Below are 23234 nucleotides of genomic sequence, written 5' to 3'. Positions count from 1 at the left end.
CTTTACTCCAGGCGGATGTTCGAATCGCGCGCGACCTTGGCCCAGGTCGTCACGTCCTGGCGGATGAAGGCGGCGAAGGTCTTGGGATCGCTGCCGATGATGTCCAGCCCCAGCCCCACGAACTGCGTCTTGACCTCGGGCTGCTGCAGGATCTGGGCCAGGTTCTGGTAGAGCTTGTCGACCACCGGCTGCGGCGTGCCGGCCGGCGCCACCAGGCCCAGCCACGGCATGGCGGAGTAGCCGGGCAGGCCCGAGGCCGCCACGGTCGGCAGGTCCGGCACCGAAGCCGAGGGCTTGGTGGTGGTCACCGCCAGCGCGCGCAGCTTGCCGTCCTTGACGAAAGGCCCGGACGAGGCCCAGGCGTCGAACATGACCTGCAGGCGGCCGGCCACCAGGTCGTTCAGGGCCGGCGAGCTGCCCTTGTACGGGATGTGCGTCATCTGCACGCCGGCCATGCTGTTGAACAGTTCGGCCTCCAGGTGGGTGGAGCTGCCGGTTCCCACCGAGCCGTAGCTCACCTTGCCCGGGTTGGCCTTCAGGTAGGCGATGAGTTCGCCCACGTTCTTGGCCGGCACGGAGGGATGCACTTCCAGCACGTGCACCACCGAGGCCACCTGGGTGACGGGAGTGAAGTCCTTGATGGGATCGTAGTTGACCTTGGCGTAGATGCTGGGCGCGATGCCCAGCGAGGACGCCGCCATCAGCAGGGTGTAGCCGTCGGGCGCGGCGCGCGCCACGTAGTCGGACGCGATCATGGTGCCGCCGCCGGGCTTGTTCTCGACGATGACCGGCTGGCCCAGCCTGGCGCCGAGCTTCTCGGCCAGCACGCGGCTCATGATGTCGGCCGCGCCGCCCGGCGAGAACGGCACCACGATGCGCACGGGGCGATTGGGATAGTCGTCCCGGGCCAGCGCCGGACCGGCGGCGCCCAGGCAGGCCAGCGCCACGCCGGCCAGCAGTTTCTTCATCATGCTTTGCTTCATCATGTCTCCTCCTGGGATTACGGTGAGCGCCTGCGCGCTACGGGGTTACGGGCAGAATCAGGGCGTCCAGCACCGCGACGCCTTGTCCCGCCTCTTTGATCAGCAAGGGATTGACTTCGATTTCCGACACGGCCGCCGGCGCGGCCAGCAGGGCGTTGCCCACGGCCACGATGCTGCGGCAGGCGGCCGCCAGGTCGGCGCGCGGCTTGCCGCGGTAGCCGTCCAGCAGCGCGAACGCCTTCAGTTCGCGCAGCATCTGCAGGGCGATGTCCTCGTCCACCGGCAGCAGCCGATGGCTGGTGTCCTGGTACAGCTCGGTCAGCACGCCGCCCAGGCCCACCGTCAGCACCGGGCCGAACACCGGATCGCGGGTCGCGCCCACGATGATCTCGGCGACGCCGCGTTCCATCTTCTGCACCAGCACGCCGTCGATGCGCGCATCGGGCTGGGCCCGCGCCGCGGCCTGCGTGACCGCGTCGTAGGCGGCGCGCACGGCCGCGTCGTCGGCCAGGTTCAGGGCCACGCCGCCGATCTCGGTCTTGTGCGCGATGTCGGCGCTGAGGATCTTCAAGGCCACCGGATAACCGGCAGCGCGCGCGTCCGCCACGGCCTCGTCGGCACTGCGCGCGGCGCGCGCCCGGGCCTGCGGCAGGCCGAAGGCGGCCACATAGGCGCGGGCGTCGGCCTCGTTGCACGGCAGGGCCGGCACCGCGGCCGGCACGGCCGCCGGCGCGGCGGCGATGCGGCGGGCGCCGCGCGCCTCGCACCACAGCAGGTAGGGCGCCAGCGCCGAGACCGCCAGGCCCAGGTCTTCGAACACCGCCACCCCGGCCTCGCGCAGCGCGGCGCGGCTCTGGGCCAGGCCGGTGTCGATGGCCACGAACAGCCGCGGATGCTGGCGCGACACCTTGGCCAGGGCGTCGGCCATGCGGTCCAGCATGTAGCCGGGCGCATATACCACCACGGCGTCGATCGCGTCGCTGGTGGCCAGCGCCTGCAGCGCGGTGCGCACGAATTCGGGATCGTTGACCACGTTGCCGGTCACGTCCACCGGGTTGCCCACCATGCCGTAGTCCGGGATGCCGCCGCGCAGCACCGCCTGCAGATCGGCCGGCAGGTCGGGCAGTTCCAGCCCGGCGCCGATGAACTTGTCGGCCAGGATGGCGCCCAGCGCGCCCGACATGGTCAGCACCGCGACGCGCTTGCCCGCGCTGCGGTGGCGCAGCGTCGCCAGGCTGGCCAGGTGCGCCATCTGCGCGAAGTCGGTGGCCTCGATCACGTTGAGCTGGCGGAAGGCCGCGCCGTACACGCGCCGGTCGCCGGCCAGCGCCGAGGTGTGCGACTGCACCGCCTGCGCGCCCTTGTCCGTGGTGCCGGCCTTGAGCGCGATCAGCAGCTTGCCCTGGCGCTCCAGCTCGCGGCAGGCGCGCACGAAGCGTTCGCCGTCGCGCAGCTGTTCGATATAGCCCAGCACGATTTCGGTCTGCGGATCGGCGGCCAGGTATTCGAGGTACTGCGAGAAATCCAGGCAGGCCTCGTTGCCGGTGTTGATGAAATGCGAGAACGGCAGGTCCAGCCTGCGCGCGATGGCGTAGACCGCGGCGCACACGTTGCCGCTTTGCGTCAGCAGGCTGACGTTGCCCGGCCCGCTTTGCCGGGGCGACGTCTTGAAGACCGAAGCGAACGCGGTATAGGCCTGGGTGTTGAGATTGGCGAAGCCCATGCAGTTCGGCCCGGCCACGGCCATGCCGCTCTCGGCCACGAAGGCTTCCAGCTCCTGCTGCAGGCGCGCGCCCTCCCCGCCAGCCTCGGCGAAGCCCGCGGCGTAGACGATGGCGGCCCGCACGCCCTTGGCATGGCAGCGGCGCAGCATGGGCGTCACGTCGGCGGCCGCGATCGCCAGCACCGCCAGGTCCACGGCCTCGGGCACAGATTCGATATCGGGCCAGCAGCGCTGGCCGAACACTTCCTGGTACTTCGGGTTCACCGGATAGATGCCGCCCTCGTAGCCGAAGCGGGTCAGCAGGTCCAGCGGCATGCCGCCGATGCGCCCGGGATCGGCGCTAGCGCCGATCATCGCGATGGAGCGCGGATTGAGCAAGGGGTCCAGGCTGAGGGTCATGCCGTCTTGCCCTCCTTGTTGCGCTGGATGGCCTGGGCCAGTCCACGGTCGCGCACGGCGCGGAATTCTTCGCTCATGTGCGACAGCTGGTGCGTATCGAAGTGCGCCGACAGCGCCGTGCGCAAACCCTGGGCGTCGGCGGTGCGGTTGAGCGAACGCTTGATCAGGCGCAGGCCGAAAGGCGGCGCCTGGGCGATGCGCTGCGCCAGCGCCAGCGTCGCGGCCTCCAGCTCGGCCTCGGGCACCACGCGATTGACCATGCCGATCCGCAGCGCTTCCTGGGCGTCGACCTTCTCGCCCGTGTAGAGCATTTCCTTGGCCTTGCGCAGCCCCATCACCCAGGGATGGATCAGCACCTCGGTGGCCGCGGCCGCCAGCGTGTGGCCGACGGGGTCGGAAAAATAGGCGTTGTCGGCGCAGACCACCAGGTCGCACATATTGGCGATCATGAATCCGCCGGCCACGCAGGCGCCCTGCACCTGCGCCACGGTGGGCTTGGGAAAGTCCCAGATGCGCATGCAATAGCCGTAGTAGCGGCGCGATTCATATTCCCAGCGCTCTTCCACCGTGAAGTCGGCGCGCTTGGCCTGGGCTTCCTTGAGGTCGTGCCCGGCCGAGAAATGCGCGCCGCGGCCCGCCAGGACCACGACCCGCACCGAGTCGTCCTGCTCGGCCCGGGTCAGGGCGTCGTCGAGTTCGTCCAGCATCTGCTGGCTCTGGGCATTGCGCGCGGACTCGCGCGCCAGGCTGATGCGGCATACGGCGTCGTACCGATCGACGGCCAGGGTGGCGTATTCCATGGTCTCCTCGTCCTTGTCTTGCCGCGCCATCGAGGGCGGCGCGGTCCGTTGGATTGAATTAACGCACCCGGAATCCTAAAATACAAAATATTCATCAATTTTTTCCCACATTATGAACAAACAGGCGTCAACCGGCGGGACCCAAAGCATGCGGCGGGCGCTGGCCCTGCTGCGCGTGCTGGCCCAGCACCAGGAAGAAGGCATCGATCTGCAAGGCGTGATGGCCGCCACCGGGCTGGAGCGCTCGACCGCGCACCGCCTGCTGAGCAGCCTGCTTGAGGAACAATTCGCCGAGCGCGATCCCGGCACCCGGCGCTACCGCCTGGGCGTGGATTCCATGCAGCTCGGCTTCGCGGCGCTGCGGCGCGCGCCGCTGCTGGACGCGCTGCGGCCGTTCGCGCAAAGGCTGGCGCGGCTATCGGGCGATACGGTGTTCCTGGTGATACGCCAGGGCGATTACGCGCTGTGCCTGCTGCGCGAGGCCGGCTCGTTTCCGGTGAAGGTGTTCACCACCGACCAGGGGGAGCGGCGCCTGCTGGGCGTGGGCGCCGGCGGGCTGGCGCTGATGGCCGCCCTGCCGGACGAAGAAATCGCCGCGCTGTACGCGCGCCATGCCGCCGGCTACGCGCAAAGCGGCGTCACCGGCGCGGCGCTGATGCAGGCGGTCAGGCAGACCCGCAAGGCGGGCCATTCGGAGATCGTGGACACCATCACGCCGGGCGTCTCCGGCGTGGGCGTGGCGTTCCAGGTGTCGGAACTGACGTGGGTGGCTTTCAGCTTCGGCGCGATCAGCAGCCGGCTGGACGCGCCCCGGCGGGCGCAGATGGGCGCGCTGCTGCAGGCGGAATGCCAGGCGTGGGCGCGCGACTACGCGTCCCCCGCCTGAGACCTGGCTGCGGTCAGATGCGCTCGAAGATCGCGGCGATGCCCTGCCCGCCGCCGATGCACATCGTCACCAGCGCATAACGGCCGCCCACGCGCTGCAGTTCGTGCAGCGCCTTGACGGTGATGATGGCGCCGGTCGCGCCGATGGGGTGGCCCAGGCCGATGCCGCTGCCGTTGGGGTTCACCTTGGCCGGGTCCAGCTTCAGCTCGCGCGTCACCGCGCAGGCCTGGGCCGCGAAGGCTTCGTTGGCTTCGATCACGTCGAGCTGGTCCACGGTCAGGCCGGCGCGCTTGAGCGCGGCCTGGGTGGCCGGCACCGGGCCGATGCCCATGATTTCCGGGTCCACGCCGGCGTGGGCGTAGGCCACCAGGCGGGCCAGCGGCTTGATGCCGCGCTTGGCCGCGACCGAGGCGTTCATCAGCACCACGGCGCCCGCGCCGTCGTTCAGGCCCGAGGCGTTGCCCGCCGTGACGGTGCCGTTTTCTTTCTTGAACACCGGCTTGAGCGTGGCCAGGCTGTCGGCGGAGACGTCGCGGCGCACGTGCTCGTCGGTGTCGAACACGACTTCGCCCTTGCGCGACTTCAGCACCACCGGCACGATCTGGTCGCGGAAATAGCCGGCGTCGATCGCGGCCGCGGCGCGGCGGTGCGATTCGGCGGCCACCGCGTCCTGGTCCTGGCGGCTGATGTCGAAGCGCGCCGCCACGTTCTCGGCGGTCACGCCCATGTGCATGCGGCCGAAGGGATCGGACAGCGCGCCGGTCATCATGTCCAGCATGACGCTGTCGCCCATGCGCGCGCCCCAGCGCTGGGCCGGGGCGATGTAGGGCGCGCGGCTCATGCTTTCGGCGCCGGCGCCGATGGCGATGTCGGCGTCGCCCAGCATGATGGTCTGGGCCGCCGACACGATGGCCTGCAGGCCCGAGCCGCACAGGCGGTTGACGTTGAAGGCCGGGGTTTCCTTGGAGATGCCGGCGTTCATGGCGGCCACGCGCGACAGGTACATGTCGCGCGGCTCGGTGTTGATGACATGGCCGACCGCGACGTGGCCGACCTCGTCGCCCTTGACGCCGGCGCGTTCGAGCGCGGCCTTGATGACGGTGGCGCCCAGGTCGCACGGCGGCACGTCTTTCAGCGCGCCTCCGAAATCGCCGATGGCGGTGCGCATGGCGGACGCGACGATGACTTCATTCATGGTGTTTCCTCCTTGTGATGCTTCCCATCATACTGCCGCGCCCGGCCCCGCGTCTGCCGTTCAGGCCTTGCGCGCGGCGCGGCGCGCGACGAATTCCTGCACCGCCTGCGCGTGCGCCGGCGTCTTGTGGGCGAGCGCCTGATAGGCCGCCGACAGCTCCAGCAGCGTGTCCAGGCGCGCGTGCTGGCTTTCGCGCAGCAGGCGCTTGGTCAGGCGCACCGCGTCGGGCGAATTGGCCGCCATGCGCGCGGCCAGCGCATGCGCCGCGGGCAGCAGTTCGGCCGCCGGCACCACGCGCGAGACCAGGCCCCATTCGGCCGCGGTGCGCGCGTCGATGGCGTCGCCGGTGAAGGACATCTCGGCCGCGCGCGCCATGCCGATCAGGCGCGGCAGGAACCAGGCGCCGCCGTCTCCGGGCACGATGCCCAGCTTCACGAAGCTCTCGGCGAAGGCGGCTTCCTCGGCCGCGATGCGCACGTCGCACATGCAGGCCAGGTCGCAGCCCGCGCCGATGGCCGGGCCGTTGACCGCGGCGATGGTCGGGACTTCCAGCGCATGCAGCGCCAGCGGCAGGCGCTGGATGCCGTGGCGGTATTCCTGGCGCAGCGCCGCGCTGCCGACTTCCGGGCCGATCTGGCGCTGCATGTCATTGACGTTGCCGCCCGACGAAAACACGCTGCCGGCCGCGGTGATCACCAGCACCCGGACTTCGGGGTCGCGTTCGATCCGCGCGAACGCCGCCAGCAGTTCGTCCACCATCGTGCTGCCGGTCAGGGCGTTGCGGGTCTTGGGATCGTTCAAGGTCAAGGTGACCACGCCGTCGGCGCGCTGCTCGTACTGCACCAGATCCGTCATGGATCTCCTCCTGTTCGATGAAAAAAGCCAGCCGGGCGACGCGACGCGCGCGCCCCCTCCATCAGCGTAGGGATGCGGGAGGTTGCCGTCCAATATTAAATTTTTCCATCCCGATACGGGATCGGTATCGTCCATCCTTGCTCATTCGATTCGAAACCGATATCGGAAATCAAAAAAATAATATTGGACAGCTTTCACCATGCTCATCGATAGTGAAGCCCGGCGCCATGCTGCGGCGCCTGGCCTGCATCGGAGCGCCCCATGATAGATACGCTGGAACTTACCGCCATCCCGCCCGAAGACGAAGCCTTGCGCGCCGAGGTCCGGGACTTCCTGGCGCAGACGCTGGACGGACTCGAACCCGACGCGCGCGCCCGCTCGTGGATGGGCTACGACGCCGAATTCAGCCGGCGCCTGGCCGAACGCGGCTGGCTGGGGCTGACGCTGCCGCGCGAGCATGGCGGATCGGCGCGCGGCCATTTCGCGCGCTTCGTCCTGTCCGAAGAGCTGCTGGCCGCCGGCGCCCCGGTCTCGGCGCACTGGATCGCCGACCGCCAGAGCGCGCCCCTGATCCTCAAGTACGGCACGCCCGCGCAGCAGGCGTTCTACCTGCCCCGCATCTGCCGCGCCGAAGCGTTCTTCTGCATCGGCATGAGCGAGCCGGGATCGGGCTCGGACCTGGCCAGCATCCGCACGCGCGCCGAACCGGCCGCCGGCGGCTGGCGCCTGAACGGCAGCAAGATCTGGACCACCAACGCGCACCGCTCGCACTACATGATCGCGCTGGTGCGCACGTCCGGCACCGCCGAAGACCGCCACCAGGGGCTGTCGCAATTCATCGTGGACCTGTCGCTGCCCGGCGTCTCGGTGCGCCCCATCGAAGACCTGGCCGGCGATGCGCATTTCTCGGAAGTGTTCTTCGACAACGTGGCGCTGCCCGCGGACGCCCTGATCGGCGCGGAGGGCGCGGGCTGGGCCCAGGTGAACGCCGAACTGGCGTTCGAGCGCAGCGGACCCGAACGCCTGTATTCCAGCATCGCGCTGCTGCAGTGCTGGCTGACGCATTGCCGCGGCCAGGACCCGGACGCCGGCGACCGCGCGCTGCTGGGCGGCATCCTGTCGCAGATGGCGGTGCTGCGCGCCATGTCGCTGGCCATCGCCGGCAAGCTGGCGGCCGGGCTCAGCCCCGCCACCGAGGCCGCGCTGGTCAAGGACCTGGGCACCGAACTGGAACAGGCCATCCCGCGGCTGATCGGCGACGCGCTGGCGCGCCGGCCGGACCAGCCGCCTCCCCCGCCGCTGCTGCGCACGCTGGCGTACCTGGAACAGGTAGCGCCCACGTTCTCGCTGCGCGGCGGCACCCGCGAAATCCTGCGCGGCATCATCGCCCGCGGCCTTGGCCTTCGATAAGGACAGACTCATGGACAATATTTTTGGCGACGCGGCAGAACGCCTGTTCGCGCAGACCTGCACGCCCGACGTCATCCGCCGCGCCGAGCAGGGTCAGCGGCCCGCCGAGGCCTGGCAGGCCTGCGAAGACGCCGGCTTCGGCGACGCGCTGGTGCCCGAGGCGGACGGCGGCGCCGGACTGGAGCTGGCCGAGGCGCTGCCCGTGGTGCTGGCCGCCGGCCGCCACCTGTGCCCCTATCCCATCGCCCACACCGTGCTGGCGCGCCCCTGGCTGTGCCGCGCCGGGCGGCCGCAGCCCACCGGCTCGATCGCGCTGGCCCCGCACGGCGTGACGCTGCGCGACGGACGCCTGCACGGCGCCGGCGTGCCCTGGATGCGCAGCGCGGACTACGTGCTGGCCCAGGCCGACGGCCAGGCCTGGCTGCTGCCCGCGCAGGCCGCGCGCATCGAAGCCGGCGGCGTGCACGCCAGCCTGTCGGCGGATGCGTCCTGGGATCTGGCCGACGCCGAGCGCATCGAGGGCGGCGGCGCGCTGGACACGCTGGCCGCGGCCGCCTATGCCGGCCTGATGGCCGGCGCGATGGAACGGGTGCTGGCCATGACGCTGGACTACGCCAACCAGCGCGCGCAGTTCGGCAAGCCCATCGGCCGCTTCCAGGCCATACAGCAGCAGGTCAGCGTGATGGCCGAACAGGTATGGGCCGCGCGCATGGCCGCGCAGCTGGCGTTCCAGGGCGCCGAGGGACGGCCCGCGCCGCTGCTGGCCGCGACCGGCAAGGCGCGCGCCAGCCTGGCCGCGCCGCTGGTGGCCGATATCGCGCACGCCGTGCACGGCGCCATCGGCGTGACCGAGGAATACGACCTGCAGCTCTACACCCGGCGGCTGCGCGAATGGCGGCTGGCCGGCGGCTCGGAAAGCCACTGGCACGAACGCATCGGCGCGCAGGCGCTGGCCGATGGCGGCGATGCGCTGTCGTTCCTGCGCGGCGCGCTGTGCGCCAAGGAGGCCGCATGAGCGACGCGCCGCGCGACGACCTGCCGCTGGCCGGCATCCGCGTGCTCGACCTGAGCCGCGTGCTGGCCGGCCCCTGGTGCACGCAGACCCTGGCCGACCTGGGCGCCGAAGTCTGGAAGATCGAGGCCCCCGGACAGGGCGACGACACCCGCAGCTGGTCGCCCCCCGACGTGGGCGGCGAATCCACCTATTTCCTGTGCGCCAACCGCAGCAAGGAATCGGTGGCCGTCAACCTCAAGCATCCCGAGGGCCAGCGCATCGTGCGCGAGCTGGCGCGGCAGGCCGACGTACTGGTCGAGAACTACCGGCTGGGCGCGCTCGAGGCTTTCGGGCTGGGCTACGAAGACCTGGCCGCCATCAATCCCGGCCTGGTCTATTGCTCCATCAGCGGCTACGGCCGCAGCGGGCCGCGCGCGGCCGAGCCGGGCTACGACTTCGTGATCCAGGCCGAAAGCGGGCTGATGTCGATCACCGGCGAACCGGAAGGCGCGCCCATGAAGCTGGGCGTGGCCATCACCGACCTGGTCACCGGCATGAACGGCGTGCAGGCCATCCTGGCCGCGCTGCTGGCGCGCGCGCGCAGCGGCCGCGGCCAGCACATCGACCTGGCGCTGCTGGACGGCGCGGTCAGCGTGCTGGCCAACGTGGGCGCTGGCTACCTGGCGGCCGGCCACAAGCCGGGACGCCTGGGCAACGGCCATCCCACCGTGGTGCCCTACCAGATCTTCGCCACGCGCGACGGCTCTTTCGCCCTGGCTGTCGGCAACGACGGCCAGTTCGCGCGCCTGTGCGCCCTGCTCGGGCATCCGGAATGGAGCGCCGACCCGGACTACGCCACCAACCGCGCGCGCGTGCTCAACCGCGAGCGCCTCATTCCCATGCTGCAGGCCGAGTTCGCCGAGGCCGGCACGGAGCACTGGCTCGAACGGGTGCGCGCCGCCGGCATACCCGCCGGCGCGGTGCGGCGCGTGGACGAGGCCCTGGAGGCGCCCGAGATCGCGGCGCGCGGCATGATCGCCGACACGCCCGACGCCCGGCACGGCACGCTGCGCCTGCTGCGCTCGCCGCTGCACCTGCGCGGCACGCCGCCGCGCGAACCCGCCGCGCCGCCGCGCCTGGGCGAACACACCGACGCCGTGCTGGGCCGCGCGCTGGCCCTGGACGACGCGGCGCTGGCCGCGCTGCGCGCGGCCGGCGCGATCGCCTGATAGCGGCGGGATAGCACCGATGCCGGAAACGATATGCAGCCCGTATCATCTGTGGCACGCCCCAACCGGACCGCCACCATGGATTTCCGTCACCTGCAGCAGTTCCTCGTTCTGGCCGAAACGCTGAACTTCCACCGCGCGGCCGAAAAGCTGCACATGTCGCAGCCGCCGCTGTCGGTGTCCATCCGCAAGCTCGAAGAGACCGTGGGCGTGCCGCTGTTCATCCGCGGACGCCAGGGCGTCAAGCTGACCGAAGCCGGCCTGGCGGCGCTGGACGAGGCGCGACGCGCCCTGTTCCATGCCGAACAGTTCCGCCAGGCCGCGCGCGCCGGCGCGGCCGGCGAAGGCGGCACGGTGCGCATCGGCTTCGTGGGCTCGGCCACCCACGCGGTGCTGCCGCGCATCCTGCCGCCGTTTCGCCAGCGCTATCCGGGCGTCAACGTGGTGCTGCGCGAAGCCACGTCGATACGCATCATGCAGGAGCTGGAAGAAGACACGCTGGAGATCGGCATCGTGCGCGTGCCGGTCGCGATGGGCTCGAACGTGCGGCTCACGCCGCTGACCACCGAGAACTTCGCGCTGGCCGTGCCCAAGACGCATCCGCTGGCGCGGCGCGGCCGCATCCGGCTGGCGGACCTGGCCGACGAAGCCTTCATCATGTATACCGCCGACGAGGCGGCCGGCCTGCGCATGGCCGCCATCAACGCCTGCCAGCTGCGCGGTTTCACGCCGCGCATCACGCAGGAGGCGGTGCAGGTGCAGACCCTGCTCAGCCTGGTCGAAAGCGGCCTGGGCGTGGCCCTGGTGCCGGCCGGGGGCCGCCGCCATCCCGGCACCAACGTGGTCTACAAGACGCTGGCCGATTTTCCCGGCGACGCCACCATCGGCATTTCGCTGGCCTGGAACCCGGCCACCGAACGCAGCGCCGCCCGCAACCTGCGCGCCATGGCCAGCCAGGCCTTCCGTGACAAGGCGATGAAATAGTCAAGCCGAAAAAACCACAGGGAAGCGGGCGGCTTGCGGCAACACGGCCGACCGGCTTAGGATGGAGCATGGTTCGACTTCACCAGCGATTCGGGAGCACATCGTGAAGACAGTTGCTGAGCTTCTCAGGGAAAAGGCCAACCAATCCGTCGTGACGGTCTCGCCGGACGCATCGGTCTACGACGCAATCAAGACCATGGCCGAACGCAGCATAGGCGCCGTGGTGGTGGTCCAGGGCGACGCGGTCCTGGGCATGCTGACCGAGCGCGACTACGCCCGCAAGATCGTTCTGCAGGACCGCTCGTCGCGCACCACCAAGGTCCGCGACATCATGACCGACTCGGTGTATTACGTGGGCCGCGCCGACACCCGCGAACACTGCATGGCGATGATGACCGAAAGGCACTTCCGCCACCTGCCGGTGATCGAGGACGGCAAACTGATCGGGCTGCTGTCCATCGGCGACCTGGTCAAGGATGTGATGAGCGAACAGAAATTCATCATCCACGAACTCGAACGCTACATCACCGGCGAACGCGGCTAGCCCGCCAGCGTCCTGAAGGCCGGCACGATCAGCCCCAGGCCGGCCGCCAGCAGCAGCATGAACACCAGGCGCTTGACGGTCTGCATCGAGCCGGCCGTGGCGTAGCGGCGCGCCACCCAGGTCACGCCGATCACGATCGGCAGCGCCAGCACGCTCAGCCAGAACGAGGACGCCATGAATTCGCCCTGCCCCGTCACCAGGGTCAGGCGCGCCATGGCGTTGACCGAGAACAGGATCAGCAGGCTGTTGCGGATGGCGGCCAGCGGCAGCGGCTGGCGGTACAGGTGATAGACCATGGGCGGCCCGGCGCTGGAGAACAGCCCGCCCAGCACGCCCGACACGGCGCCGAAGAACAGGAACGACCCGCGCGAGGACACCTGCGCCAGCGGCTGTGCGCGCGCCACCAGCAGGACGGCGCAGGCCACGATGGTGCAGCCCAGCAGCAGCTGCAGCAGCACCGCCATGGAACCGCTGATCCACGCCAGCGCGGTCACGCCCACGCCCACGCCGACCAGGCTGCTAAACATGGCAGGCCGGATCAGCGACCAGTTCACCTGCGGCCTGGCCCGCGCCAGCGTGACGGCGGCGTTGACCAGCGACAGCACGCTGACCACGTTGGCCACCTCGGCCACGGAGGCCAGCTGGAACACGCCCGACAGGCCCAGCAGCACCAGGCCGAAGGCGAAGCCCGTCATCGTCTGCGCATAGGTGGCCAGCGCCACGCAAACCAGGAACAGCAAGTGTTGGGAAATACTCATTGCTAGGGGTAGAGCCTGACCTGCCTCGGCTCTGCCCGGCGCCGCGCGGGACGGCGGCATGGGAGCGGATCGACGGGGGGAACGGCGTACTAGGGGATGGGCGATTTTCAGGCGGCGATGATAGCATCGGCCCGCGCACCGTCGCTCATGTTTTGTCACAAATGGATGCGCTCATGCACGCGGCCCCGCCCGCGGTCCGCTATCCTTGCCGCCCTGCCTTCCGCTCGCGCCCCGCTATTCGCGCCCCCTACTCGCGCCCATGACGCCCCGACAGACCACGATCAATACGGTGACCCTGACCTGCTCCACCTGCGGCAGCGCGCAGTTCACCAAGCTGGACACCAACGAATACCGCTGCAGCCACTGCCATGCCGTGACGCTGGTGGAAGACAACGTCGCCCAGCGCCTGGAGAAGATCCTGCGCAACATGCAGCAGCCGGCCGCCAAGCCGCGCTCCGGCAGCGTGGCCGCGGCCGCCGTCGCCGTGGCGCTTGCCGTCGCGATTCCGGTGGCAGCGGTGCTGCTGACCGAAGGCGGCCGCAGCAGCCCCGTGCGCCAGCCGGCGCCTGCGCCCGCGATCGACGCTTCCCTGGTCAAGCTGACCGACGTGCGCGAAGTGCAGACCCGCGGCGGCCGCCAGCTCGTCATGATGGTGCGCAACGAGACCGGCAGGAAAATCGACATGCCGCGCGTCACGGCCTCGTTCTTCCAGGGCGAGCTGTCGCTGTCCTCGGCCTCGGGATCGGCGCCGGCGCGTTCGCTGGAGCCGGGCGAATACGCGCCGCTGACGATCCAGGCGCCGGACAAGGCCTACACCCGCTACGCCCTGGAAGTGGCCAGGCCCATGCCCGCGCGCGGCAAGAACAACGCCGTCACCGCCAGCCGGGTCCAGCTGGTGCGCAACGACGGCAGCTACCGCCTGGTGGGCCTGCTCAAGAACGAAGGCGCCGAGGCGGCCAACAGCAGCCAGGTCACAGTCATGCTGTACGCCGACGACGGAACCCTGATCGGCATCGGCAACGGCTACGGCTCGGCCAGCCCGCTGGCGCCGGGCGCGCTGACCGCCTTCGACGCGCGCTGCGAAATGCTGGCCGACAGGCCGGTGGCTTCTTACGACTACATGGTGCAAAGTGAACGCTAGCCATTCCCATTCCGGACGCCTGTCCCGGCCGGCCATGGCCGCGCTGGGGCTGATCCTGCTTGCCGCCGGCGGCTACGCGCTGTGGAAATACACTGCCATCCTGCCCTGGAGCGCGCGCGCCGACGCGCCCGCCTCCGCCGCGCCGCGCGAGGAAGCCCCGCGCGAGAGCGCCCCGACCACCCGCATCGTGCGGGTCAGCCCGGCCAACGTGCGCGTCATCGACCACGTGCGCCTGAGCACGGAGGAACTGCTGGACCCCGGCTTCGCGCTCTTCGACCCGGCCGCGCTCAAGCTGTCGGCGCCGCGCCGGCTGCTCGACGAAATCGAACGCCCGGTCCTCTACGCCGAACTGGTCAACACCAGCAAGGAATACGTGATGCTGGCGCCCAAGGCCGAGATCACGGTGTACGACGGCTCGCGCGCGCTGGACCTGCGGCAGTCGTGGAGCCTGCCCGCGCGGCTCTATCCCGGCGAACGCGTGCCGGTCGCGCTGACCGGCCGCGTCGAGCGCTACACCGAAGTCAAGACCGACTGGCTGCCGGCCAAGCGCGCCGCCCTGCCCGGCCCGCGGCCGCAGCTGGCCGTGACCGTGGAGAACACCGAGGCCGCGGTCGGCACCGGCACCCTGAACTTCACCTACCGCTATCGCTACAAGTACGTCACCGTCCACGGACGGGTGCGCAACGACAGCGCGGCCGAGGTCGAGAACGTCAAGCTGTGGGTCAGCCTGTACGACGCCCAGGGCCAGTTGACCGGCGCCACCTTCCAGACGCCGCGCGTGTCCCGGCTCAAGCCCGGCGAGAGCGCGCCGTTCCAGGCGCACGTGAAGCAGCATGGCGCCAATTTCGCCCGGGTGGAAATCGTCTACGACGCGGACGCGCGCTAGCGCCGCCTTGCGGCCCGCCCGGGGTCGCGCTTAAGCAACGTCTATCATGCCAAGTCTTATATAAGATATAAGACATTTGCCTGCGCCCCCCTCTTCCCTCTACAATTCGGGCCGACAACCCTTCTTCCAACCCGACTTTGAGCAGGCCTCACATGCTGGATAACTATCGCCAACACGTTGCCGAACGCGCGGCTCTGGGGATTCCCCCGCTGCCCCTTACGGCCAAACAAACCGCTGAACTGATCGAACTGCTGAAGAACCCGCCCGCCGGCGAAGAGCAGAACCTGGTCGAGCTGTTGACCCACCGCGTGCCGGCCGGCGTGGACGATGCCGCCAAGGTCAAGGCCTCCTACCTGGCCGCCGTGGCGCTGGGCAAGGAAAACTGTGCGCTGGTCAGCCGCGCCAAGGCGACGGAACTGCTGGGCACGATGCTGGGCGGCTACAACATCGGCCCCCTGATCGAGCTGCTGGACGACGCCGAAATCGGCACCATCGCCGCCGACGCGCTGAAGAAGACCCTGCTGATGTTCGACGCCTTCCACGACGTGAAGGAAAAGGCGGACAAGGGCAACGCCAACGCCAAGGCCGTGATGCAGAGCTGGGCCGACGCCGAATGGTTCACCAGCCGTCCGGAACTGCCGGAAAGCCTGACCATCACCGTCTTCAAGGTGCCGGGCGAAACCAACACCGACGACCTGTCGCCGGCTCCGGACGCCACCACCCGCCCCGACATCCCCATGCACGCCCTGGCGATACTCAAGAACAAGCGCGAAGGCGCCGCGTTCCAGCCGGAGGAAGACGGCAAGCGCGGCCCGGTGCAGTTCATCGAATCGCTCAAGGAAAAAGGCCATCTGGTGGCCTACGTCGGCGACGTGGTCGGCACGGGCTCCTCGCGCAAGTCGGCCACCAACTCGGTGCTGTGGTTCACCGGCGAAGACATCCCCTTCGTGCCGAACAAGCGCTTCGGCGGCGTGTGCCTGGGCGGCAAGATCGCCCCGATCTTCTACAACACCATGGAAGACGCGGGCGCCCTGCCGATCGAGCTGGACGTCTCCAAGATGGAAATGGGCGACGTGGTCGAACTGCGCCCCTATGAAGGCCGCGCCCTGAAGAACGGCGAAGTGATCGCCGAGTTCCAGGTGAAGTCCGACGTGCTGTTCGACGAAGTGCGCGCCGGCGGCCGCATTCCGCTGATCATCGGCCGCGGCCTGACGGCCAAGGCGCGCGAAGCGCTGGGCCTGGCGCCCTCGACGCTGTTCCGCCTGCCCAAGGACCCCGCCGACAGCGGCCGCGGCTACACCCTGGCCCAGAAGATGGTCGGCCGCGCCTGCGGCCTGGCCGAAGGCAAGGGCATCCGCCCGGGCACCTACTGCGAACCGAAGATGACCTCGGTCGGCAGCCAGGACACCACCGGCCCCATGACCCGCGACGAACTGAAGGACCTGGCCTGCCTGGGCTTCTCGTCCGACCTGGTGATGCAGTCGTTCTGCCACACCGCCGCCTATCCGAAGCCCGTGGACGTCAAGACCCACCACACGCTGCCGGAATTCATCAGCACCCGCGGCGGCGTCTCGCTGCGCCCGGGCGACGGCGTGATCCACTCGTGGCTCAACCGCATGCTGCTGCCCGACACCGTCGGCACCGGCGGCGACTCGCACACGCGCTTCCCCATCGGCATCTCGTTCCCGGCCGGCTCGGGCCTGGTGGCTTTCGCCGCCGCCACCGGCGTGATGCCGCTGGACATGCCTGAATCGGTGCTGGTGCGCTTCAAGGGCAAGATGCAGCCCGGCGTCACGCTGCGCGACCTGGTCAACGCCATCCCGCTGTACGCGATCAAGCAGGGCCTGCTGACCGTGGCCAAGCAAGGCAAGAAGAACATCTTCTCGGGCCGCATCCTCGAAATCGAAGGCCTGCCCGACCTGAAGGTGGAACAAGCCTTCGAACTGTCGGACGCCTCCGCCGAACGTTCGGCCGCCGGCTGCACGGTGCGCCTGAACAAGGAACCGATCATCGAGTACATCAACAGCAACATCGTGATGCTGAAGTGGATGATCGCCAACGGCTACGAAGACGAGCGCACGCTGGGCCGCCGCATCAAGGCCATGGAAGCCTGGCTGGCCGATCCCAAGCTGCTGGAGCCGGACGCCGACGCCGAATACGCCGCGGTCATCGAGATCGACCTGGCCGACGTGCACGAGCCCATTGTGGCCTGCCCGAACGACCCCGACGACGTCAAGACGCTGTCGGACGTGGCCGGCGCCAAGATCGACGAAGTGTTCATCGGCAGCTGCATGACCAACATCGGCCACTTCCGCGCGGCTTCCAAGCTGCTGGAAGGCAAGCGCGATATCCCGGTCAAGCTGTGGGTCGCTCCGCCCACCAAGATGGACGCCACCCAGCTGACCGAGGAAGGCCACTACGGCGTGTTCGGCACGGCCGGCGCCCGCACCGAAATGCCGGGCTGCTCGCTGTGCATGGGCAACCAGGCGCAGGTCCGCGAAGGCGCGACGGTCATGTCGACCAGCACCCGCAACTTCCCGAACCGCCTGGGCAAGAACACCAACGTGTACCTGGGTTCGGCCGAACTGGCCGCGATCTGCTCGAAGCTGGGCCGCATCCCGACCAAGGACGAGTACATGGCCGACATGGGCGTCATCAACAAGAGCGGCGACCAGATCTACCAGTACCTGAACTTCGACAAGATCGCCGACTACAAGGACGTGGCCGACGTCATCGAGGTCTAAGCACCCGCCAGGCCCGCGCCTGCAAGACGGCCCCGGAGCGATCCGGGGCCGTTTTTCATTTGCGGCCGCCCTGCGCGGCGTCCGGTTGCCTCGCATACACGACCAGGCGAAGATGCCGGTCCTCGTCGATGGTCAGCGAAGTGTGCTCGTAGGGCTCGGCCCGGCCGTCCATCGCCAGGGTGCGCACGCCGCTGCATGGCGCATGCACGTCATGCTTGCGCCACCATGCCTTGAACTCCGGCGACACCTGCTGCAGCTCGTCGACCAGCTCGTGGATGTCGGCTTCCTGCGTGGCGCGCGCGAAATCGCGGCGAAAGCTCGACAACATCAACGGCGCCTGTGCTTCCCAGTCGTGCACGCGCTCGCGCAGCAAGGCATCGGTGAACAGCATCCACAGCAGGTTGCGCCGCCCGGGCGGATGCGAACCGAAGGCGAACATGGCATCGGCCAACGCGTTGTAGCCCAGCACGTCCCAGCGCAGATTGAGCACGAAGGCCGCATGCGGCAGATCGTGCATCAGGCGCGCCACCAGCGGCGGCAGTTCGCACCAGGTCTTGCCGGGTTCGGCGGGCGGCCGTTCGTGGGCCAGCAGGAACAAATGGCGGCGTTCGGCGGCGTCCAGTTTCAGCGCGCGCGCCAGGTTCTCCAGGAACGCGGCGGACACGCCGATGTCGCGCCCCTGCTCCAGCCAGGTGTACCAGGTCAGTCCGACTCCCGCGAGCGCGGCGACCTCTTCGCGGCGCAGGCCCGGCGTGCGCCGCCGGCCGCCGCTGGGCAGGCCCGCATCCGCCGGCGACAGGCGCTCGCGGCGCGCGCGCAAGAAGGCGGCAAGGTCGGCGCGGGTGCGTTCCAGGGTGCGCATGGCTTATCTCATTGCTTTAAGTAATAGCATAAACGGTTAAATTGTAATTGCTTAACCAGGCCAGCAGAATAATTGCCTCTCTATTCTGGATAAGCAAGATGAACCCGCATTCCTGTATTTCCGCGCCGCCCACGGGCGCGCTCGCCGCCCCGCCCTGGCTTGGCCTGTCCGTGCTGCTGCTGGGGGGCTTCGTCACCATCTTCGACCTGTTCGTGGTCAACGTCGCCATCCCCGCCATGCAGGCCGGACTGGGCGCCAGCTTCGCGCAGATAGGCTTCATTGTGGCCGGCTACGAGCTGGCGTTCGGCGTGCTGTTGATCACGGGCGGGCGGCTCGGCGATCTGTATGGGCGGCGCCGCCTGTTCGCCGTCGGCATGGCCGGATTCACGCTGGCCTCGGCGCTGTGCGGGCTGGCCCCCGACGCCGGCTTCCTGATCGGCGCCCGGGTGTTGCAGGGCCTGGCGGCCGCCTTGCTGTTCCCGCAGGTGTATGCGTCCATCCGCGTCAATTTCGAGGGCGAGCACGGCCGCCGCGCCTTCGGCCTGCTGGGCATGACGCTCGGCCTGGCGGCCATCGCCGGACAAGTGCTGGGCGGCTGGCTGGTGCACGCGGATCTGTTCGGGCTGGGCTGGCGCAGCATCTTTCTCATCAACGTGCCGATCGGCCTGGGCGCCATCGCGGCCGCGCGGCGCATTCCGGAATCGCGCGCGCCGCAGCGTCCGGCGCTGGACTGGAGCGGCGTGCTGCTGGTCAGCCTGGGACTGGCGCTGCTGCTGGTGCCGCTGATCGAAGGCCCCGGACAGGGCTGGCCCGCCTGGAGCCTGTGGGCGCTGGCCGCGTCGGCCGCGCTGCTGGCGGCGTTCTATCGCCACCAGGAACGGCGGCGCATCGCGGGCGGCCTGCCGCTGGTGGACATGCGCCTGTTGGGCGAACGGCGCTTCGCACTGGGCGCGCTGCTGGTGCTGCTGATCTATTCCACTTCCAGTTCGTTCTTCCTGTGCTTCGCGCTGCTGACGCAGACCGGACTGGGACTGGACCCCTTCGTGGCGGGCAGCATATTCGCCCCATGCAGCGTGGGCTTCGTCGCCGCCTCGCTGGCCGCGCCCCGGCTGGTGTCGCGCTGGGGCATCCGGGCCATCGCCGCGGGCGCGCTGGCCTATGCCGCGTCGCTGGCGCTGCTGATCGCGCAGGTGTGGGCCGCGGGCGCCGGCCTGGAGCCGCTGCGGCTGATTCCGGCGCTGATCGCGGTGGGCGCCGGCCAGGGCATCATCATGACGCCGCTGCTGAATCTGGTGCTGGGGTTCGTCAGGCAATCGCAGGCGGGCATGGCGGCGGGCGTGGTCTCCACCGTGCAGCAGGTCGGCGCGGCGCTGGGCGTGGCGGCGGTCGGCATTCTGTTCGGCGCGACGCTGGCCGACGGCGTTGCGGCGGCCCGGGCGGACCTGTACGTCTCGGCCTTCGTGGCGGGCATGCTGTACAACCTGGGCGCCGCCTTGCTGGTTTGCGTGCTGTTGCGGATGCTGGCGAGCATCCAGCGGGAGGCGGGCCGATAGCGGCGCACTGCGATACGTTTCAATACAATCGCAACACCCGTCTACATAGCCCCGGAGGAAATCCCGCCAATGACCCGGCTCCTGCTGCCGCCGCTGCTGCTGGCGCTCGCCGGCTGCGCCACCGCGCCGCCGTCCAACCCGGAGAACATCTGCGCCATCTTCCGCGAAAAGCCGGACTGGCACGACGCCGCGCTGCGGGTGCAGAAGAAATGGGGCGCGCCGGTGGCGGTGCCGATGGCGATGATGTACCAGGAATCCTCGTTCAAGCAGGACGCGCTGCCGCCGCGCTACTACTTCCTGGGCTTCATCCCGTGGGGCCGGGTCAGCTCGGCCTACGGCTACGCCCAGGCCAAGGACGAAACCTGGGCCGACTACAAAAAGGACGCAGGCGGCTGGGGCGCCAGCCGCGACGACTTCGCCGACGCGCTGGACTTCATGGGCTGGTACATGAACAAGACCCAGCGCATCAACGGCGTCTCCAAATGGGACGCCTACGGCCAGTACCTGAACTATCACGAAGGCTGGACCGGCTACCGCAACCGCAGCTACGAGCGCAAGGCCTGGCTCAAGACCGTGTCGGGCAAGGTCCAGGCGCGCGCCGAGAAATTCAGCGCGCAGTACAAGAGTTGCGAAGCCAGCCTGACGCGCGGCGGGTGGTTCTGGTAAAGGCTGCCGAAGCGTGGCTGGTGCGGATGGTGCGGATGTCGTGGGTGGCGCGGATGGTGCGGATGTCGTGGGTGGCGTAGGATGGGTGCAGCGCGGCAAGCCCTTTGCAAGAATACTGGCGCTGACCGCGCGTAACCCATCGGCCGGCGGGAGCCGGCGTTTGCCTCTTGCCACGAAAGGCGGCGGCTAGCGCCGCCTGATGGGTTACGCGCGCTCGATATTCGTGTTTTTGCGCAAGAACTCTCGCGCTGCACCCATCCTACGCCACCCACGCCACCCACACCGGCCACGCCATCCACCCCCCCTAGAAATCCATGCTCGCGCTCAGCGAGAAGGTGCGCGGCCCGCCCAGCGCCAGATAGCCGTTGCCGGGATACCCGCCCACCGAGGACCAGTAGTTGCGGTTGGCGATGTTGTCCACGCGCGCGCGCAGGGTCAGCACGTGGCCGTCCACGTCCATCATGTAGCGCAGGCCGGCGTCGAAACGGGTCCAGCCCGGGACCTTGAGCGTGTTGGCGTCGTCGGCGTAGGACGAGCCGGTATAGACCACGCGGCCGTCCACCGCCAGGCCGGGCACGCCCGGGATGTCCCATTCCACGCCCAGGTTGGCCTGAAAGCGCGGCACGCCGATCACGCGGTTGCCGTCGATGGAGGGCGTGCCGGTGGCGCGCTGCTCGGCGTCCAGCCAGGTCAGCCCGCCCAGCAGGCGCACGCTGTTGACGGGCTCGCCGTAGAAGGTCAGCTCGGCGCCCTGGTGGCGGTCCTTGCCGGAGATCGTGAGCGCGTTGCTGGCGTCGTACATGGCGCGCGGCCGGTCGGTGGAGAACAGCGCCAGGCCCGCGCCCAGCCCGTCGCCCTCGTACTTCACGCCGATTTCCTTCTGCTTGGAAACGAAGGGCGGCAGGCTCTGGCCGACGTTGGGCACCGGCTTGCCGCCGGCCATGGCCGGGGCGGTCGGGCCTGCCGTCAGGGCCTCGATGTAGTTGGCGTACAGCGAAACGTCGGGCGCGACCTTGACCACCAGGCCGGCGGCCGGCGAATTGTGGCTGGCGTCATAGGCGCTGCTTTCGTTGCCGGTGTTGTACGCGTACGCGCGCTGCGACAGGCGCTGGTGGCGGATGCCCGCCGTCAGCCGCACCCGGTCGTCGAGGAACGACAGCGTGTCGCCGATGGCGTAGCTGCTCAGGCGGATGCGGTTCTGCAGCGCCGGATCGTCCAGGTCGTTGCCGCGCAGCGCGCCGGCGCTGAACGCCGGCTTGTCGTACGAAACCGGGTCGTAGATGTTGGTGGGGAACTTGTTGCCGAAGTCCATCACGTAGGCGTTCCTGGTCTTCAGGTCGAAGAACGAGGCCGACACCACGAATTCGTGGCCCACCGGGCCGGTGCGGGCCTTGCCGCGCAGGCCGAACTCGCCGGTGTTGACGCTGTCCTCGCGCGTGTTGTCGAACCGGTAGAAGGTGCCGTCGCCCGTGCTGCCGTTGGTCAGCGTGACATTGCCCAGCGAGTTGGCTTCGTCGCTGCGGCGCATGCCGAAGGCCGCGTAGGCCGTCAGCCGGTCGCTGAAATCGTGTTCGGCGCGCACGGTGCCGAAGAGATCGCGTTCGTTGGAATAGGTCCAGGGCTGCGCGTAGTTGGAACTGGCGTCGGGCGCGTCGGGCACCGTGGTGACCCCGGCGCCCAGCGTGACGTTGGGACGCGCGCGCTTGAGCTTGTTTTCCTGCCAGCCGATGTCGGCCGACAGGCGCGTATCGGCCGAGCGCCAGTCCAGGCCCAGCGACACCAGGCTGGTGCGCGAATGTTCGTCATCGATGCCGGTGTCGCCGCTATGCTGCGCGGCGTTCAGGCGGATGCCGGTGCTGTCGCCCGGCCCGAAGCGGCGTGCGACGTCGGTGGACAGCTGGATGCGGCCGCCGCTGGACACGCCGGTGGTGACGCGCGTCAGCGGTTCGTTGGGCGCGCGCTTGGGCACCAGGTTGATCACGCCGCCGATGCCGCCGCCGCCGGGCGCCGCGCCGGTCAGGAAGGTCGAAGCGCCCCGCAGCACCTCCACGCGCTCGAACAGTTCGGTGGCGATGTACTGGCGCGGCAGCAGGCTGTAGAGACCGTTGTAGGCCACGTCGTCCGAACCCAGGATGAAGCCGCGGATGAAGTACGACTCCTGGAAATTGCCGAAGCCCCGCGCCACGCGCACGCCGGCGTCGTTCTGCAGCACGTCGCCCACGCTGCGCGCCTGCCGGTCCTGGATCAGCTCGTTGGTGTAGCTGGTGATGCTGAACGGCGTGTCCATGATGTCCTGCGTGCCCAGCACGCCGATGCGCCCGCCGCGGGCCACCTGCCCGCCCGCGAACGGCGCGGCCAGGCCGCCGGCCGAGGCGTCGGCGCTGGCTTCGACGGTAATGGCGTCCATGGAAACCACCGGCTCCTGGCCGGTGGCGGAAGAGGCTGCGTTCTGGGCGTAGACGGAAGCGCAGCACGGCAGCGCGGCTGCCATGCAGGCTAGGGCTTTGATCTTCATATCGGGATGTCCGCGTGGGCGGGTCTTGAGTGGAAAACTGCAGAATCCCGATCGGCCGGGCTTCAATTCATCCCGGCCATGATACACAAAACGGAATCGTTCTCATT

Annotated in this window: 19 protein-coding genes; 11 read left to right on the top strand and 8 right to left on the bottom strand. The window is 69.3% G+C overall.

What is annotated here, in order from left to right:
* Nucleotides 1-2: 2 nt before the first annotated feature.
* Genes AC1IQ6_RS09550 through AC1IQ6_RS09540 form a run of 3 tightly spaced genes read right to left on the bottom strand, consistent with a single transcriptional unit; the run spans nucleotide 3 to nucleotide 3905 of the window.
* Nucleotides 3-971 carry a Bug family tripartite tricarboxylate transporter substrate binding protein gene (locus tag AC1IQ6_RS09550; protein ID WP_485866560.1) on the bottom strand — a complete coding sequence of 323 codons (969 nt, stop codon included), beginning with the start codon at nucleotides 969-971 and terminating at the stop codon, nucleotides 3-5.
* A gap of 49 nt (nucleotides 972-1020) precedes the next feature.
* Nucleotides 1021-3105, bottom strand: a complete 2085-nt coding sequence (locus AC1IQ6_RS09545) for an acetate--CoA ligase family protein (RefSeq protein WP_485866219.1) — start codon at nucleotides 3103-3105, stop codon at nucleotides 1021-1023.
* Complete coding sequence (locus tag AC1IQ6_RS09540) at nucleotides 3102-3905, bottom strand: enoyl-CoA hydratase (protein ID WP_102772843.1); 804 nt, start codon at nucleotides 3903-3905, stop codon at nucleotides 3102-3104. The genes AC1IQ6_RS09545 and AC1IQ6_RS09540 overlap by 4 nt, the downstream gene beginning before the upstream one ends.
* Nucleotides 3906-4017: 112 nt before the next feature.
* Here AC1IQ6_RS09540 and AC1IQ6_RS09535 point away from each other — a divergent pair, with 112 nt between their 5' ends.
* Nucleotides 4018-4791, top strand: coding sequence for an IclR family transcriptional regulator (locus tag AC1IQ6_RS09535; RefSeq protein WP_102772407.1), 774 nt, complete (start codon nucleotides 4018-4020; stop codon nucleotides 4789-4791).
* A gap of 13 nt (nucleotides 4792-4804) precedes the next feature.
* Here AC1IQ6_RS09535 and bktB read toward each other — a convergent pair whose 3' ends face one another.
* Together bktB and AC1IQ6_RS09525 are read right to left on the bottom strand one after the other, a co-directional pair.
* Nucleotides 4805-5986, bottom strand: a complete 1182-nt coding sequence (bktB, locus tag AC1IQ6_RS09530; protein WP_102772408.1) for a beta-ketothiolase BktB — start codon at nucleotides 5984-5986, stop codon at nucleotides 4805-4807.
* 60 nt (nucleotides 5987-6046) lie between these two features.
* Nucleotides 6047-6841: a crotonase/enoyl-CoA hydratase family protein gene (locus AC1IQ6_RS09525; protein ID WP_102772409.1), complete on the bottom strand. Its 795-nt coding sequence runs from the start codon at nucleotides 6839-6841 to the stop codon at nucleotides 6047-6049.
* A 261-nt stretch (nucleotides 6842-7102) separates the two neighbouring features.
* On the opposite strand from AC1IQ6_RS09525, the gene AC1IQ6_RS09520 reads away from it, so the two are divergent.
* The 5 genes from AC1IQ6_RS09520 (at nucleotide 7103) to AC1IQ6_RS09500 (ending at nucleotide 12002) form a co-directional block, all read left to right on the top strand.
* The gene (locus AC1IQ6_RS09520; protein ID WP_102772410.1) at nucleotides 7103-8251 is read left to right on the top strand and encodes an acyl-CoA dehydrogenase family protein; all 1149 of its coding nucleotides are present in this window, start codon (nucleotides 7103-7105) and stop codon (nucleotides 8249-8251) included.
* 10 nt (nucleotides 8252-8261) lie between these two features.
* Nucleotides 8262-9266 carry an acyl-CoA dehydrogenase family protein gene (locus AC1IQ6_RS09515; RefSeq protein ID WP_102772411.1) on the top strand — a complete coding sequence of 335 codons (1005 nt, stop codon included), beginning with the start codon at nucleotides 8262-8264 and terminating at the stop codon, nucleotides 9264-9266.
* A complete protein-coding gene (locus AC1IQ6_RS09510; protein ID WP_485866218.1) occupies nucleotides 9263-10474 on the top strand; it encodes a CaiB/BaiF CoA transferase family protein in 1212 nt (403 codons plus the stop codon). Before AC1IQ6_RS09515 ends, AC1IQ6_RS09510 begins: the two co-directional genes overlap by 4 nt.
* 78 nt (nucleotides 10475-10552) lie before the next feature.
* On the top strand, nucleotides 10553-11458 hold the full coding sequence (locus AC1IQ6_RS09505; protein ID WP_102772413.1) for a LysR family transcriptional regulator: 906 nt from the start codon (nucleotides 10553-10555) through the stop codon (nucleotides 11456-11458).
* A 103-nt stretch (nucleotides 11459-11561) separates the two neighbouring features.
* On the top strand, nucleotides 11562-12002 hold the full coding sequence (locus AC1IQ6_RS09500; RefSeq protein WP_102772414.1) for a CBS domain-containing protein: 441 nt from the start codon (nucleotides 11562-11564) through the stop codon (nucleotides 12000-12002).
* Here AC1IQ6_RS09500 and AC1IQ6_RS09495 read toward each other — a convergent pair.
* Nucleotides 11999-12760 carry a TSUP family transporter gene (locus AC1IQ6_RS09495; protein WP_102772415.1) on the bottom strand — a complete coding sequence of 254 codons (762 nt, stop codon included), beginning with the start codon at nucleotides 12758-12760 and terminating at the stop codon, nucleotides 11999-12001. The genes AC1IQ6_RS09500 and AC1IQ6_RS09495 overlap by 4 nt on opposite strands.
* A gap of 259 nt (nucleotides 12761-13019) precedes the next feature.
* Here AC1IQ6_RS09495 and AC1IQ6_RS09490 point away from each other — a divergent pair, with 259 nt between their 5' ends.
* From AC1IQ6_RS09490 to acnB, 3 genes are all read left to right on the top strand, one after another.
* The gene (locus tag AC1IQ6_RS09490) at nucleotides 13020-13901 is read left to right on the top strand and encodes an FxLYD domain-containing protein (RefSeq protein ID WP_485866217.1); all 882 of its coding nucleotides are present in this window, start codon (nucleotides 13020-13022) and stop codon (nucleotides 13899-13901) included.
* On the top strand, nucleotides 13891-14787 hold the full coding sequence (locus AC1IQ6_RS09485; RefSeq protein WP_246842342.1) for an FxLYD domain-containing protein: 897 nt from the start codon (nucleotides 13891-13893) through the stop codon (nucleotides 14785-14787). The genes AC1IQ6_RS09490 and AC1IQ6_RS09485 overlap by 11 nt, the downstream gene beginning before the upstream one ends.
* A 152-nt stretch (nucleotides 14788-14939) precedes the next feature.
* Nucleotides 14940-17531, top strand: a complete 2592-nt coding sequence (acnB, locus tag AC1IQ6_RS09480) for a bifunctional aconitate hydratase 2/2-methylisocitrate dehydratase (protein ID WP_485866216.1) — start codon at nucleotides 14940-14942, stop codon at nucleotides 17529-17531.
* A gap of 55 nt (nucleotides 17532-17586) precedes the next feature.
* On the opposite strand, the gene AC1IQ6_RS09475 is transcribed toward acnB, so the two are convergent.
* A complete protein-coding gene (locus AC1IQ6_RS09475; protein ID WP_485866215.1) occupies nucleotides 17587-18393 on the bottom strand; it encodes a helix-turn-helix transcriptional regulator in 807 nt (268 codons plus the stop codon).
* 98 nt (nucleotides 18394-18491) lie between these two features.
* On the opposite strand from AC1IQ6_RS09475, the gene AC1IQ6_RS09470 reads away from it, so the two are divergent.
* The gene (locus AC1IQ6_RS09470; RefSeq protein WP_485866214.1) at nucleotides 18492-19946 is read left to right on the top strand and encodes an MFS transporter; all 1455 of its coding nucleotides are present in this window, start codon (nucleotides 18492-18494) and stop codon (nucleotides 19944-19946) included.
* A gap of 69 nt (nucleotides 19947-20015) precedes the next feature.
* Nucleotides 20016-20612 carry a transglycosylase SLT domain-containing protein gene (locus tag AC1IQ6_RS09465; RefSeq protein WP_102772421.1) on the top strand — a complete coding sequence of 199 codons (597 nt, stop codon included), beginning with the start codon at nucleotides 20016-20018 and terminating at the stop codon, nucleotides 20610-20612.
* Nucleotides 20613-20916: 304 nt separating this feature from the next.
* On the opposite strand, the gene AC1IQ6_RS09460 is transcribed toward AC1IQ6_RS09465, so the two are convergent.
* Nucleotides 20917-23127 (bottom strand): TonB-dependent receptor, encoded by a 2211-nt coding sequence (locus AC1IQ6_RS09460; protein ID WP_485866213.1) that lies wholly within the window; start codon nucleotides 23125-23127, stop codon nucleotides 20917-20919.
* Between the last annotated feature and the right edge of the window lie 107 nt (nucleotides 23128-23234).

The organism is Achromobacter sp. MUI-25009338 (assembly GCF_057359325.1).
This window is presented reverse-complemented; position numbering and strand designations above follow the sequence as displayed.

What these genes read in the sequence shown, in the direction of transcription:
- AC1IQ6_RS09550 (WP_485866560.1), bottom strand. Translation starts at nt 971, where the DNA reads ATGATGAAGAAACTGCTGGCCGGCGTGGCGCTGGCCTGCCTGGGCGCC.
- AC1IQ6_RS09545 (WP_485866219.1), bottom strand. Translation starts at nt 3,105, where the DNA reads ATGACCCTCAGCCTGGACCCCTTGCTCAATCCGCGCTCCATCGCGATG.
- AC1IQ6_RS09540 (WP_102772843.1), bottom strand. Translation starts at nt 3,905, where the DNA reads ATGGAATACGCCACCCTGGCCGTCGATCGGTACGACGCCGTATGCCGC.
- AC1IQ6_RS09535 (WP_102772407.1), top strand. Translation starts at nt 4,018, where the DNA reads ATGAACAAACAGGCGTCAACCGGCGGGACCCAAAGCATGCGGCGGGCG.
- bktB (WP_102772408.1), bottom strand. Translation starts at nt 5,986, where the DNA reads ATGAATGAAGTCATCGTCGCGTCCGCCATGCGCACCGCCATCGGCGAT.
- AC1IQ6_RS09525 (WP_102772409.1), bottom strand. Translation starts at nt 6,841, where the DNA reads ATGACGGATCTGGTGCAGTACGAGCAGCGCGCCGACGGCGTGGTCACC.
- AC1IQ6_RS09520 (WP_102772410.1), top strand. Translation starts at nt 7,103, where the DNA reads ATGATAGATACGCTGGAACTTACCGCCATCCCGCCCGAAGACGAAGCC.
- AC1IQ6_RS09515 (WP_102772411.1), top strand. Translation starts at nt 8,262, where the DNA reads ATGGACAATATTTTTGGCGACGCGGCAGAACGCCTGTTCGCGCAGACC.
- AC1IQ6_RS09510 (WP_485866218.1), top strand. Translation starts at nt 9,263, where the DNA reads ATGAGCGACGCGCCGCGCGACGACCTGCCGCTGGCCGGCATCCGCGTG.
- AC1IQ6_RS09505 (WP_102772413.1), top strand. Translation starts at nt 10,553, where the DNA reads ATGGATTTCCGTCACCTGCAGCAGTTCCTCGTTCTGGCCGAAACGCTG.
- AC1IQ6_RS09495 (WP_102772415.1), bottom strand. Translation starts at nt 12,760, where the DNA reads ATGAGTATTTCCCAACACTTGCTGTTCCTGGTTTGCGTGGCGCTGGCC.
- AC1IQ6_RS09490 (WP_485866217.1), top strand. Translation starts at nt 13,020, where the DNA reads ATGACGCCCCGACAGACCACGATCAATACGGTGACCCTGACCTGCTCC.
- acnB (WP_485866216.1), top strand. Translation starts at nt 14,940, where the DNA reads ATGCTGGATAACTATCGCCAACACGTTGCCGAACGCGCGGCTCTGGGG.
- AC1IQ6_RS09475 (WP_485866215.1), bottom strand. Translation starts at nt 18,393, where the DNA reads ATGCGCACCCTGGAACGCACCCGCGCCGACCTTGCCGCCTTCTTGCGC.
- AC1IQ6_RS09470 (WP_485866214.1), top strand. Translation starts at nt 18,492, where the DNA reads ATGAACCCGCATTCCTGTATTTCCGCGCCGCCCACGGGCGCGCTCGCC.
- AC1IQ6_RS09465 (WP_102772421.1), top strand. Translation starts at nt 20,016, where the DNA reads ATGACCCGGCTCCTGCTGCCGCCGCTGCTGCTGGCGCTCGCCGGCTGC.
- AC1IQ6_RS09460 (WP_485866213.1), bottom strand. Translation starts at nt 23,127, where the DNA reads ATGAAGATCAAAGCCCTAGCCTGCATGGCAGCCGCGCTGCCGTGCTGC.